The organism is Erwinia sp. JH02 (genome assembly GCF_013074405.1).
Classification (GTDB): Bacteria; Pseudomonadota; Gammaproteobacteria; order Enterobacterales; family Enterobacteriaceae; genus Erwinia; species Erwinia rhapontici.
On record NZ_JABANZ010000003.1, the window covers coordinates 324,831 to 338,018 of the forward strand.

Annotated in this window: 13 protein-coding genes; 5 read left to right on the top strand and 8 right to left on the bottom strand. The window is 55.6% G+C overall.

Annotated features, from left to right (window positions below; all coding sequences use genetic code 11):
• Positions 1-110: 110 nt before the first annotated feature.
• Both HHI26_RS10670 and HHI26_RS10675 read left to right on the top strand, forming a co-directional pair.
• Positions 111-659 carry an elongation factor P hydroxylase gene (locus tag HHI26_RS10670; protein ID WP_133841323.1) on the top strand — a complete coding sequence of 183 codons (549 nt, stop codon included), beginning with the start codon at positions 111-113 and terminating at the stop codon, positions 657-659.
• A 30-nt stretch (positions 660-689) separates the two neighbouring features.
• Positions 690-962, top strand: a complete 273-nt coding sequence (locus HHI26_RS10675; protein WP_133841324.1) for a YfcL family protein — start codon at positions 690-692, stop codon at positions 960-962.
• Positions 963-1,007: 45 nt separating this feature from the next.
• Here the strand turns inward: HHI26_RS10675 and HHI26_RS10680 are convergent, their stop codons facing one another.
• The 6 genes from HHI26_RS10680 to mnmC form a co-directional block, all read right to left on the bottom strand.
• On the bottom strand, positions 1,008-1,982 hold the full coding sequence (locus HHI26_RS10680) for an XdhC family protein (RefSeq protein ID WP_205945462.1): 975 nt from the start codon (positions 1,980-1,982) through the stop codon (positions 1,008-1,010).
• Positions 1,982-2,560: a nucleotidyltransferase family protein gene (locus tag HHI26_RS10685; protein ID WP_133841325.1), complete on the bottom strand. Its 579-nt coding sequence runs from the start codon at positions 2,558-2,560 to the stop codon at positions 1,982-1,984. Before HHI26_RS10685 ends, HHI26_RS10680 begins: the two co-directional genes overlap by 1 nt.
• Positions 2,561-3,853 (bottom strand): c-type cytochrome, encoded by a 1,293-nt coding sequence (locus HHI26_RS10690; RefSeq protein WP_171149081.1) that lies wholly within the window; start codon positions 3,851-3,853, stop codon positions 2,561-2,563.
• Entirely contained in the window at positions 3,850-6,087 is a 2,238-nt protein-coding gene (locus HHI26_RS10695; RefSeq protein ID WP_171149082.1) for a molybdopterin cofactor-binding domain-containing protein, read from the bottom strand. Before HHI26_RS10695 ends, HHI26_RS10690 begins: the two co-directional genes overlap by 4 nt.
• Positions 6,084-6,557, bottom strand: coding sequence for a (2Fe-2S)-binding protein (locus HHI26_RS10700; RefSeq protein WP_133841328.1), 474 nt, complete (start codon positions 6,555-6,557; stop codon positions 6,084-6,086). Before HHI26_RS10700 ends, HHI26_RS10695 begins: the two co-directional genes overlap by 4 nt.
• Before the next feature lie 162 nt (positions 6,558-6,719).
• A complete protein-coding gene (gene mnmC / locus HHI26_RS10705; protein ID WP_171149083.1) occupies positions 6,720-8,726 on the bottom strand; it encodes a bifunctional tRNA (5-methylaminomethyl-2-thiouridine)(34)-methyltransferase MnmD/FAD-dependent 5-carboxymethylaminomethyl-2-thiouridine(34) oxidoreductase MnmC in 2,007 nt (668 codons plus the stop codon).
• Between the two features lie 155 nt (positions 8,727-8,881).
• Between mnmC and fabB the strand changes: the two genes are divergently transcribed.
• Complete coding sequence (fabB, locus tag HHI26_RS10710; RefSeq protein ID WP_133841330.1) at positions 8,882-10,105, top strand: beta-ketoacyl-ACP synthase I; 1,224 nt, start codon at positions 8,882-8,884, stop codon at positions 10,103-10,105.
• Positions 10,106-10,169: 64 nt separating this feature from the next.
• Here the strand turns inward: fabB and HHI26_RS10715 are convergent, their stop codons facing one another.
• A complete protein-coding gene (locus HHI26_RS10715; protein ID WP_171149084.1) occupies positions 10,170-10,547 on the bottom strand; it encodes an MmcQ/YjbR family DNA-binding protein in 378 nt (125 codons plus the stop codon).
• 53 nt (positions 10,548-10,600) lie between these two features.
• The gene (locus HHI26_RS10720) at positions 10,601-10,870 is read right to left on the bottom strand and encodes a YceK/YidQ family lipoprotein (RefSeq protein WP_133841332.1); all 270 of its coding nucleotides are present in this window, start codon (positions 10,868-10,870) and stop codon (positions 10,601-10,603) included.
• 323 nt (positions 10,871-11,193) lie between these two features.
• Here HHI26_RS10720 and ada point away from each other — a divergent pair, with 323 nt between their 5' ends.
• Together ada and HHI26_RS10730 are read left to right on the top strand one after the other, a co-directional pair.
• Entirely contained in the window at positions 11,194-12,240 is a 1,047-nt protein-coding gene (ada, locus tag HHI26_RS10725) for a bifunctional DNA-binding transcriptional regulator/O6-methylguanine-DNA methyltransferase Ada (RefSeq protein ID WP_197931268.1), read from the top strand.
• Positions 12,233-12,955 (top strand): 2OG-Fe(II) oxygenase, encoded by a 723-nt coding sequence (locus HHI26_RS10730; protein ID WP_171149085.1) that lies wholly within the window; start codon positions 12,233-12,235, stop codon positions 12,953-12,955. The genes ada and HHI26_RS10730 overlap by 8 nt, the downstream gene beginning before the upstream one ends.
• The last annotated feature ends 233 nt before the right edge of the window (positions 12,956-13,188 follow it).

Sequence of the window (13,188 nt, forward strand, 5' to 3'; positions counted from 1 at the left end):
ATTGATAACCTGCCCACCTTTTTCGCGTGAGACAATATATGCAATAGTGCTCGAAACCTGCCTGACAAAATGTCAAAATTGCGCGTTTTTTACTGACACGACAAATAGCTATGAGCCAGCAACACCACTATCAGGATCTGATCGATATCTTCGATCGCTGCTTTATGAATGATTTTCAGACCCGCCTGATTAAAGGTGATGACGAACCGATCTATCTTCCTGCTGACGAGACGTCACCCTGGAACCGGGTAGTGTTTGCCCACGGTTTCTACGCCAGCGGAATGCATGAAATTTCCCACTGGTGCATTGCCGGTGCCGAGCGCCGCAAGCAGGTGGATTTTGGCTACTGGTACTGCCCTGATGGGCGTGATGCTGAGACCCAGGGCCAGTTTGAATCCGTCGAGATCAAACCCCAGGCGCTGGAGTGGTTGTTAAGTGTTGCGGCAGGCTTTCCGTTCAATGTAAGTTGTGACAATCTTGAAGGTGATTGTGAACCGGATCGCATTGCGTTCCAGCGTAAAGTTCATGCTCAGGTGATGGACTATCTGGAGAAGGGCATTCCTGCGCGCCCGGCCCGACTGATTGCTGAACTTCGCTCGTTTTACTCAACTCCACCGCTGACGGCGGCACTGTTTCCCTGGCCGGAAGATTTGTGCTGAACGGGGAGCGACTAGCTTACAGAGGATTATATGATCGATGAATTTGAGGCGCGTATTCTGGGCCTGATTGATGACATGGTAGAACATGCCAGCGACGATGAGCTGTTTGCCGGCGGTTACCTGCGTGGTCATCTGACGCTGGCCGTGGCCGAAATTGAACAGGCCGGCGAACACACGCCGGAAGCGTTGCAGACTCAGGTGCAAATCAGCCTGGATAAAGCGATCAAGGCAGGTGAGCTTTCCCCGCGTGACCAGGTCCTGGTGATGAGCATGTGGGACAGGCTGTTCCTGCAGGCCCAGTAAACGGCGTACGACCCGCAGGGCAGAAGGCCGCCTTCTGCCCTGTATTCAAACCCCATTCTTTACCCGAACAATATCCGCCATAATCGCCAGCGCAATTTCTGGCGGCGTTTTGCTGCCCAGCGCCATGCCGACTGGCGCGCTGATACGTGCCAGCTGTTCACGACTCAGCTCTCCCATTTCTGCCAGCCGCACCCGCCTGCGTTCACTGGTACTCTGTGAACCCAGTGCACCGATATAAAATGCGGACGTATGACAGGCTTCTACCAGCGTCAGGTCGTCAATGCGCGCATCGTGTGTCAGGCTGAGCACCGCCGTATGTGCAGGACATCCGTGCTGCTCCAGATGGCGGGCAGGAAAACAACGAATCATTTCCACCCCGGAATTCAGCATCGTGCGGGCGTCAAACTCAGCCAGCCACGCATCGCGATGCTCGCATACCTGGATATGAAACCCCAGCATGCGTGCGAAATGCATGCAGTATTCCGCCACCGGAGATAGCCCGGCAATCAGTAACGTGGTAGCTGCACTGAGCGTCAGGACCAGGCCATTAGCCTGCTGCGTCACGCGCGGCCGCCCTGTTATGATGTCAGTGGGGAGCAACCGCCCCGGTTGGCCGGGCGCAATCTGTTTTTCCAGACTGACCTCGCCGCGCAGCGCCTGAAGCATTTGCGTCAGGTAGTGTTCGGTCTCTGCCGACGCGGGGAGGTATTCAATCAATACATTAAGGCTGCCGCCGCAGGGCAGCGCGACATTCGGTGACAGCCCCCCTGTACCGTATCGTACCTGCTGGCTGGGCAGTCGGTGGTCACCTGCAGCCAGCCGCTGCAGAAAATCCTGTTCGATGCAGCCGCCGGAAAGCGAACCACAGACAGCACCCTCTTGAGAAACCGCCAGCAACGAGCCGGGCGCACGGGGTGCCGATCCCCAGGTTTGCAGGACGGTACACAGCCAGATACAACGCTGCTTACTCACCCAGGTCAGGGCGTTTTCCAGCACCTGGATATCCAGAGAGCTCACCATCAGAATTCCGCCCAGTCACCAGGGACATCCACATCGCGCACGCAACCCGGGTCGTCCACCTGTAACAGCAGCGGCGGGGCACCGTTCAGAATAGAACGTGCCCCCTCCTGGCCTTGCAGGCCGAGTAACGTTTCACGCACGTTGGCACTGAAGCCGACAGGGTGGCCGACCTGCAGCTTCCACTGCGGGCGGACAATATCGGCAAAGGCCAGTGCCTGACGGACTCGCTTTACCGTATTTAACTGTAACCAGGGCATATCAGCCAGCATCACCAGCCAGCCGGACCAGTAAGGCTGTGCCGCCACGCCTGCGGCGATCGAGTCGCCCAGAGAAGGGCTCTCCAGCAACGTGATGCCACAGTGATAACGCCGTGCCGTCTCGATCAACGCATGATCTTCCGGACGTAACACCACATTCACCCGCTTGCCGCAGGCGGCAGTGGCTATTTGCAAGGTGTGGGCCAGCAGCGACAGATTGCCGCACACCTGATGCCTGACCAGCAGCTTATGCCGCCCATCCTGTTCGCGGTAGCGCCGGCTGTTGCCTGCCGCCATCACTAATATCCCCACATCCTTCATTTATTCGGCTCCATGATTCTGCTGACGAATCGCTGCCACCTTGTTCTCCAGATCGGACCAGGGCGTTTGACCCGCGAAATCAGTGCGCAACCAGTTCAGCAACGTGGCGATCTGGTGATCGCTAAGCTGATGGCGGAAGCCGGGCATGGTGCCCAGATCGCGGGTTGCCGGATGGCTGATACCGCCCAGCACAATGCGGATAAGATTATCGGGCATAGCGCTATACAGATTACTGTTCAGCGCCAGTGACGGGCGCACACCCAACAGCTGCGGCCCTTTCTGCTGGGAGTGGCAGACCATACAGGAACCGGCATACTGCCGCGCTCCTGCGGAGTCGAGACGCAGTGCACGTTGTTCTGCACGTGCAGTCAGTTCATCGGCCTGTGCCGAGGTGGGGGACTGGAAGCTGACCAGCCAGTGGGCTAATGCCTGCAGATCCTCATCCGATTGCTGCGAGAGCCCGCCCGCGATCACCGGTCCCATCGGGCCTGCTGCTACGCCGTGTTCCGGGGAATATCCGGTACGCAGATAGCGCTGCAACTGCACTTCATCCCAGGCGACAGGTGCCGGAGATCGGTCGTTAAGCGCGGGGGCGATCCAGCCTTCAGCAACACCGCCACTCAGCGCATCACTACCGTGTTTTTCGGCAGCGGCCAGATTACGTGGTGAATGGCAGGCGCTACAGTGGCCCAGCCCTCCGGCCAGATAAGCCCCCCGATTCCATATGGCGCTCTGCTGCGGGTCCGGTGTGCGTTCTCCCGGGTGCAGGAACAGCCAGTTCCATGCCGCCATCCCCTGGCGAATACTGAACGGAAAGGATAACCGTGTTTCCGGCGGCTGATAGCTGACGGCGGGCCGGGTCATCAGAAAGGCATAAAGGTCATGCAAATCATCGTTGCTGACTTGCGTGAAGGAGGTATAGGGAAACGCCGGGTAGAGGTAATGCCCACGGCGGTCAATACCGTAACGCATCGCGCGCAGGAATGCCGGGTAAGACCAGCCGCCAATCCCGCTGGTGAAATCCGGGGTGATATTACTGGTGTAGATCGTGCCAAACGGCGTGTCCATGGCCAGCCCCCCGCTGTTGGTCACGCCCCCCGGGCGGGTATGACAGGCGCTACAGTCACCCAGTGCCGCCAGGGTTTTTCCTCTATTGATACTTTCGGCAGAAAACTGCGCGGCATCCGGAGGGGAAATCGGGGCAATCTCGGGTTGCAGACTGAATATCGCCACGGCGACAACCAGTGCCAGCACCGTCCCGCCTGACATGCGCAGCCATTTATTCTGAATCATACGTGGCCTCCCTGTAACGCGCGCAGCACGCGATCCGGGGTAAACGGCGGCGCACGGAAACGAATGCCGGTGGCATCAAACAGGGCGTTTGCGATGGCTGCGGCCCCCGGCACGGACGCGGATTCGCCGGCACCCATAGCGGGTTCGTCCGGGTAGTCCATCAGCGCGATCTGGATGTCAGGCAGCTCGTCAAAACGCAGTAGCGGGTAGCTGCCCCACTCAAGTGAGGTCGTCCCGCTGGCATCAAACGTGACAAACTCTTTTAACACCCGGCTGGCGCACTGAATAATATTGCCGTGCACCTGATGGCGAACCCCGTCCGGGTTGACCATTTGCCCGCAGTCGTGGCTGACGAAGATGTTGTTCAGCGTAATCTCTCCGGTTTGGCGATTCACGCTTAAATCACAGACCCAGGCAGCCCAGGCGGCACCAAATCCGGGGAACTGACTGTGGACATAGCGCGCCGAGGCGAAACCACGACCCCGTAGTACGGAACCCTCGTGTTGAGGGCGATGGTGAGGCGGGCCATTTTTCCATTTAGCCATTTTCTTCAGATGGTTAATCATGACAATCGCACGTGAATCTTCAAGGTGTTCCAGGCGCAGATCGATCGGATCGCGGCCAGAATGCCAGGCGATTTCATCGATCCAACTCTCATGAGCAAACACGTTCGGCAGAGCCGAAACGCCGCGCATCCATGAAGCGCGTACCAGCGGGGCGGCATCTTCACAGATCATCCGCATATGGGGAAAGTGGTACTGCGGAATGGCGGTGCGATCCCCCATTGACTGGACGACTGGCTGATTGGGCACTTTTCCCGTCAGGATCAGCGGCAGGGTGGTGGCATTATTGGAGGGATAGCAGGTGCGCAGCGTATAGCATGAGATATTCATCATGCGGTCCAGCCCACCGCTGACGCGGATTAACTGCGCGGCGCCTTTGGGCTCCCATGCGGCTTCCTGTTCGCGCATGAGCTGCACGCGCACGGGTTTGCCCGTTGCCTGTGACAGCAATGCCGCATCGGCGGTGACATCATCCGCGCAGTTACGCCCGTAACACCCGGAGGCCTCCATACGTTTCACCTCGACCATGGCAGGGGCCAGTTCCAGCAGCAGTGCGATGTCTTTACGCAGATCGTGTGGGTTCTGCGTGCCTGACCACAGCGTGGCCTGCCCGTTGCGCACGTCGGCTACGGCACAGGAAGGACCGATAGAGGCATGAAGTTGATAGGGCCAGACGTAGTCGGCATCAACGGCGACATGCCGGTTCTTCAGCGCGCTGTCAGTGCCTGCATCGTCACGCAGTACGCGCGGGGTTTTCTCACAATTGGCCAGCGTGTGATGCAACTGGTCCAGGCCCAGCGCAGGCAGTCCGGCCCAGGGCTTCCAGTTCACTTTTAGCGCGTACATCGCAGCAATCGCGTGCTCTTCACGTAAGGCGACAATGCCGACAAAATCCTTCATCACCACAATCTTCACGATACCCGGAAGATGGGCAACAGAATGCTCATCGACTGAAATCAGACTGTGCCCCAGCGGGGCACTGCTATCAGCACCGCCATAAGGCGGGCGCACTACGCGGCCATGCAGCATACCGGGTATGCGGAGATCGTGAACCCAGGTCAGTTTGCCACTCACTTTTGCCGGAATATCCACGCGCGCCACCGATTTACCGGTATAGCGGTTTGCGCTATACCGCGGGACAGCGGTGTCCAGAGGCAAATGCGTGTCTTTATCCTGAGCCAGTTGGCCATAGCTCAGGCGGCGATCCGGACGCTGTCGGTCAATGACCCAGCCCGCATTGGTATACACCTGGCTTGCGGAGAGATTCATGGCTTTTGCCGCCAACAGCATAAGTTGTTGACGCAACTGGCTGGCTGCCTGGCGAAGCGGGACCGCCGTCACCTGTAGTGTGGCGCTGGCAATTGTCGGGCCCTGGTCCGGCGTTGAAGCGGTATCACCCAGTATCATCGTAATGGCGCTGAAGGGAACATCCAGTGCATCGGCGACATATTGCGACAGCGCCGTACACACACCGGTGCCGAGGTCGACATGGCCGTTAAAGGCGGTCACTTTGCCATCTGCGGCCAGTGCGATAAAACTGCCGATCGTGACCGGGGGTGAGGCGCTTATTGCCGTGGATTGGGCCAGCGAAAGGTTTGGCAGGAGAGTGCTTACACTTATAAAACCCCCCATCTGCACCAGGCGGCGGCGTGTCAGAGTGAACAGGTTCATGATGGCTGACTTCCGCTGATGAGTTCGCGTGCCTTCTGCGCCGCGCGCAAAATTTCCAGATGGGTGCCGCAGCGGCACAGATTAAATGCCAGCTCATTTTTAATCTGCAGCTCTGATGCCCGCGGATTGCGCCGGAAGAGCGCCACCAGCGTCATGATCATGCCGTTGGTGCAGTAGCCACACTGAGCGGCCTGTTCATCAATAAAGCCCTGTTGTACCGGATGCAGCCCATCATCCTCTGCCAATCCTTCCAGAGTCGTGACTTGCCTGCCGGCGACAGTATGGACAGGCACGCTACAGGATCGGGCGGCCACACCGTCAATAATAATGGTGCAGGCACCACATTCACCGATGCCGCAGCCAAACTTTGGACCATTTAACTGGAAGTCATTACGCAATATATAAAGAAGGGGGGTATCTGAGTGCACATCGTCAATCGAGACGTGCCGGCCGTTAAGCGTGAAGTCCATAGCAAATCATCCTTGATGGCCCGTTCTTTCCGTTTGTTCGTTTACGGGCCAGATACAAAAATGCCCCTGAAGAATTCAGGGGCACAATGGGAATCTTATGCTATTTATCCGGCGCGGGTCATGATATTTCCTGCCATAAGCACATTAAAGCAAGGATTATTCTTACTTCGGTACTTTTCCTTTCAGCAGTTTGCGCACCCAGTAGCGGTTGGGGCTGGTGGCGGCCAGGGTGGAGCGGTCAAGCGGGATCGGTTCGCCACACAGCTGCGCCGCCAGCACTTCTGCTGCCAGCGGTCCGCTGCACAGTCCACGCGATCCCAGCGCACCCAGCACGAACAGGCCCTGATAAACCGGTGCGGGCTCAGCCTGTTGCTGTTGCTGCTGCTGTGCCAGCGTTTCGTACTGGTGCAGCGTAGCGGCATAGTCCGGCAGTGCGCCCATCATCGGCAGATGATCGCGCGTGGCGGCGCGAACGCCACAGCGTGCTTTGCCGTCACTGACATCAATCTCCTGCGGCCATCCTGCATCTGGCAGACAGCGGAGCAGGCGATCGCGATTCTCCTGCTGATCGTCGGCGCGGTACTCTGTCGCAGTATCGCCGCGATGATAGCTGGCTCCGATGCAGTGCTGCTGAAACTGTGGGCTGACCGGCGTCAGATAGCCGTCGTAGCACAGCACCTGTTTCAGCGCGGACAGTGCCTCCGTGGTGGGTACGTGGCTGACCTGACCACTCACCGCATAGAGGGGCAGCTTCTCACTCTGGATGAAATCTGTCAGACGGTGGCCGGTTGCCAGCACCACGTTACGATGCGTGCAGTCAGGCTGCGTGCGGAAGCTTAGCTGCCAGCCTGCCGGGTGTGGCGTCAACTGCGTGATCTCCTGCTGCCAGTGTAACGTCGCGCCCTGCTGTGCTGCCTGCTGCCACAGTCCCGCGGTCAGTTCTGCCGGAGAGAGCCAGCCACCCAGCGGGTAGGTGATGCCGCCGCAGCCGGTGGTGACGCCGCACAGTGCTTCCGCTTCTTCAGTGTTCACGGCGGCAGCCAGCGCGGGCGGCAGCGCCATTTGCAGCATTTTGCTGATTTTCTCCGCGCTTTTTTCGTCCCACGCCAGCTGAGTGACGCCGCACCAGTCATGCTCGAAAGGTAGGGTCAGCTGATTGTAGACGCGGCGGGCAAAGGTAAAGGCGGCAGGGAAAAACTGTGCCAGTGCCGGATCGTGGTGGTTGAGCAGCGGGTAAACTGCGCCCTGGCGATTGCCGGAAGCGCCCTCGGCCGGGCGGGCATCGGCACAATAAAGCGTGACCTTTTTACCGCGCCGCAGTAATGCCAGGGCCAGCAGTGCGCTGACAATGCCTCCCCCTGCCAGGGCAAAATCATCGCCCTCAGCGGCCGGGCGCGCATACCACGGAGCCTGCGCAGGCCGGACAACAGCAGCGGGCAGATGGCCAATCAGCATCTCGCGCTTTTCACCAAACCCCTTGCGCTTTGTCACCTCAAATCCGGCCTGCTGCAGACCACGACGCACAAATCCGGCCGCCGTAAAGGTGGCCAGCGTGCCGCCCGGCCTCGCCAGGCGTGCCATACAGTCAAACAGTTCCGGCGTCCACATATCCGGGTTCTTGGCCGGGGCGAAACCATCCAGAAACCAGGCGTCGACCTGCTGATTCAGGGTGTCATCAAAAGTATGGATAAGTTGATTAATATCGCCAAACCACAGATCGAGCGTAACACGCCCGCCATCCAGCAGCAGACGATGGCAGCCGGGTAACGCGAGCGGCCACTGTTCACGCAGCTGGCGCGCATAATTGGCCAACTGTGGCCAGCTTTGCAGGGCGGCGTCGAGATCGCTGGCCGTTAAAGGAAATTTTTCACAGCTGATAAAGTGTAATCGCTGGAGTCTGGCTTCTGGCTCACGCGTGGTGAAGGCATCAAAAGCCTGCCATAGCGTCAGAAAATTCAGGCCCGTTCCGAATCCAGTCTCGGCCACAATAAAGAGATCGCGCGGGTGCGTGGTGAAACGTTCGGGGAGGTGATTACCCTCCAGAAAAACGTAGCCGGTTTCTTTCAGACCATTCTGGTTAGAGAAATAGACATCATCAAATACTCGGGATACAGGTGTACCCTGATCGTTCCAGCGTAGTTGTGCGTGCTCTATTGGTGCGGTTTTCACGGCAAAGGCTCATTGCTCAGGCAGTGGCGCGATTTTAACGATGTGCTTGACCCTACGCAAATTTACACAAGGAATTCGCTGATCGGACTTGTTCGGCGTACAACTGTAAGCTAGAGTGCCAGTCGAATCCTAATTAGAAGTGAAAGAGGTATTGAATGAAACGTGCTGTGATTACTGGCCTAGGGATCGTTTCCAGTATTGGTAATAACCAAGAGGAAGTTCTGGCATCATTACGTGAAGGCCGTTCTGGCATCACCTTCTCGCAAGAACTCAAAGATTCCGGCATGCGTAGTCACGTCTGGGGTAACGTTAAGTTAACGAAGGACGACATTTCAGCCCGTATCGATCGCAAAATGCTGCGTTTTATGAGCGATGCGTCAATCTATGCTTTCCTCTCCATGCAGGATGCGGTGAAAGATTCCGGCCTGACCGATGAGCAGTACCAGAACAACCCACGTGTGGGCCTGGTTGCCGGTTCCGGCGGTGGTTCACCGTTCTATCAGGCTGCCAGCGTTGACGGTATGCGTGCCAAAGGTCTGCGTGGCGTTGGCCCATATATGGTGACCAAGGCAATGGCTTCTGGCGTGTCTGCCTGCCTGGCGACCCCGTTCAAAATTCATGGCGTGAACTACTCAATCAGCTCTGCCTGCGCCACGTCTGCGCACTGCATCGGTAACGCTGTAGAGCAGATCCAGCTGGGCAAACAGGATATCGTATTTGCTGGCGGCGGCGAAGAGCTGTGCTGGGAAATGTCCTGTGAGTTTGACGCGATGGGTGCATTGTCCACCAAATACAATGACACTCCGGAAAAAGCGTCCCGTACTTACGATCAGCAGCGTGACGGCTTCGTTATCGCAGGCGGCGGCGGTATGGTTGTGGTTGAAGAGCTGGAGCACGCACTGGCGCGTGGCGCACATATCTACGCTGAAATCGTTGGCTACGGTGCGACCTCTGACGGTGCTGACATGGTGGCGCCATCCGGTGAAGGCGCAATGCGCTGCATGCGTATGGCAATGGAAGGTGTGGATACCCCAATTGACTACCTGAACACCCACGGAACCTCAACGCCAGTGGGTGATGTGAAAGAACTGGGCGCTATCCGTGCCGTATTCCCGGATAAAACCCCGGCGATGTCGGCAACCAAAGCGATGACAGGTCACTCACTGGGCGCCGCTGGCGTGCAGGAAGCGATTTACTCGCTGCTGATGCTGGAGCACGGTTTTGTTGCACCAAGCATCAACATCGATGAACTGGACCCGGCAGCAGAAGGCCTGGATATCGTGACTCAGCCTACCGAGCGTAAGCTGACCACCGTGATGTCTAACAGCTTCGGCTTCGGTGGCACCAACGCCACCCTGGTGATGCGCAAGCTGGCATAGTTTGCTGCTGTGCAGTGCTGAAAAAGGGGCGAGTCATCGCCCCTTTTTTTGATCTTAAATGGGGCTATTCGCGACTGTCCCTCAGCGCCGATGGCCTTAAGCGTTTCGGCAAACCTGCCACCACCCGATCGTAAGACTCTTCCACCAGCTGTTTCACTAATCCCTCAGTAATCTGCTCCCCCGGATAAATCGAAATCCAGTGGCGCTTATTCATATGCCAGCCCGCATGAATACTGTCGTAGATCACCCGATGCAGTTCGCCATCTTCCGGGCGACACTTCAGGTTCACGATGCGTTCGCCGCGCACCTGCGACATCAGCGCAAACATCTTACCGCGCACTTTAAATACCTCAATCTCCGGGCCGAAAGGGTAGTCAAGCTCTGCTTCCGGCAACACCAGGGCTATCTGCATGGTGAGTTTCTGAATCTGCTGTCCGTCCATTGCCCTATTCCTGTGCTGTTTTCGTTTTCCGCAGGCTAGCATAAACAGGACGTTTATTTCACGTTCTCTGCCGGCTTCGGTGGCTGTGTGATGTTGTCCGGCGTGTGGTAGTAATGCCAGGTATCAAACGGCAACATCAGCGTATCGGCCACGACGGAGAACGGCAGATCGAGCCAGCACCCGAGACAGTCAGGCAGTGTGTGGACGTCGAGTTGCGTCCCCGCATAAAAGGAGTTTTTTGGATTGTTGCCAACGGTGTGGCTGGTGATGGTTGCGCAGCCGCAGAGCAGCATAGCGAGAGTAAGGCCGATTTTCTTGAGCATGATGACATCCCTGTGATGATAGCCGTCAATAGGGTAGGGGAAAGCATGGGGGAAGAGGAGGATGATAAGTGCGGAGGAAGGGGAGGTATCATGTCGCGGTCAACTCATCGTGACCACGGTGTTGTCCGGCCATGATATGACTTGCGTACGGGGAACAAATTTAATGTGCCATTACGGCCTCCCGTTTTGCAGGTTAATACAAAAGCAAAAAACGGAGTGTTTTCTCTCTATTTTTACTTTTAAATTAACCAATATGTTCGGGCTGGATGCCCTGGTGTATTCAACTTTCACAGGTAAAGTGTATGAGTGAGTCAAAGAAATGGATGACAGATGAAGAGCGCTGGCAGGGCATTGTTGAAAGAAATAAAGAGGCAGATGGTCACTATGTCTATGGCGTGCGTACGACAGGTGTGTACTGTTCGCCGTCCAGTGCGACGCGGCAGCCAAAACAACATAACGTGGTGTTTTTTAATTCCGCCAGTGAAGCGGAACAGCAAGGCTATCGTGCCAGTAAGCGTTTCTATCAGGGGCAACCAGAATTAGAAAAAATCTACACGGATAAAATCGAAGAAGCCTGCCGTTACATAGAGAAAAGTGAAGGAATAATGAAACTGTCTGACGTGGCAGATTATGTAGGGATGAGTTCTTTCCATTTTCACCGACTGTTTAAATCGATCACCGGTTTAACACCAAAAGATTACTCCATCGCAAGATTGCATGAAAAGTTGCGTGACAATCTTGGGCAGAGTGATTCCGTAACAGAGGCCATTTACAGTGCAGGCTTTAGCTCCAATAGCCGTTTTTATGAAAATGCCTCTGCAATGCTAGGGATGACGCCTAAGGCATGGAGAGAAGGGGGAAAAGGGGCAAAGATATATTTCGCAATAGGCATATGTTCTTTAGGTAATATCCTGGTGGCTCAAAGTGAGAAGGGCATTTGTGCCATCCTTCTGGGGGATGATGCTGATAAATTGCTACAGGATCTGGAAGATAAATTCCCCCAGGCGAATCTGGTGGGGGGCAATTCGGAATTCGAACAGGTGGTAGCGCAAGTGGTTGGGTTTATTGAAGCCCCGCAAATGACATTAGCGTTGCCTTTAGATATCCGCGGTACCTCATTTCAACAACGCGTCTGGAAAGCACTCTGCGAGATCCCTGTTGGGGTTACGGTCAGTTATACCGATATTGCGAAGCGTATAGGTTCCCCAAAAGCAGTGCGCGCTGTCGCGGGGGCCTGTGCAGCCAATATTCTGGCCGTGGCGATCCCCTGCCATCGTGTGGTGAAAAATGATGGTTCTCTGTCTGGCTATCGCTGGGGAGTCGAACGCAAACGAACGCTGTTAGACCGGGAAGAAAAATTCAATGAATGAATATCATCCACGGTGTACCCATCGTGCCTTAGTGCTCGATTGGGAACGTATTACTGTTGAACTGAATGCAGGAGGAAGCGCCTGTATCAGTGGGCTTCTCCTTGATGAAGAATGCGATACCCTCAAAGCAATGTATCCACAGGGTGAATGGTTTCGCTCCCATATCCATATGGGGCGTCATGGGTTTGGTCAGGGGGAGTATAAATACTTTAAATATCCGTTACCCGATAGGGTCGCCGAGCTGCGCACGGGGTTATATCCAGAGTTGGCAAAAATAGCCAATGACTGGAATATAAAAATGAATATTCAGTGGGAATATCCATCAACGCATCAACGCTATCTTGACCTTTGTCATAGCGCGGGCCAGATAAGGCCAACGCCTCTCCTCTTGCAGTACACCAAAGGGGATTATAATTGCCTGCATCAAGATCTGTACGGGGAGCGGGTTTTCCCCTTACAGGTTGCCATTCTGCTTTCCGAACCTGAACAGGATTTCCTGGGCGGTGAGTTTGTTTTAACCGAACAGAGGCCCCGTAGGCAAACCCGGGCAGAAGTGCTCAGTTTGAAAAAGGGGGATGCGGTAATTTTTGCTGTGTCTCACCGCCCGGTGCAAGGAAATAAAGGGAATTATCGAGTCAATATGCGGCACGGTGTCAGTAAAATTCATCATGGTAACCGGCATACGCTAGGCATCATTTTTCATGATGCTTTATAAAATATTAAATGCTGAATGGCAGATGTTGAAGTGTAAAAATCATAAAAAGTAAGATTGCTTTATAGAATCCTTATTTAATTTAAAGACAGATAATGATTTTTATTCGTTAAGAATTCAAAAGCAAGATTCGGATGGTTTAAAAGCATCGCACGGAAGAATACTGTATTGGTTTTAAGAACAATACTGCATTCTACTGTGGCTTTTTTCTTGGAATTTTATTCCTACCTCTTACT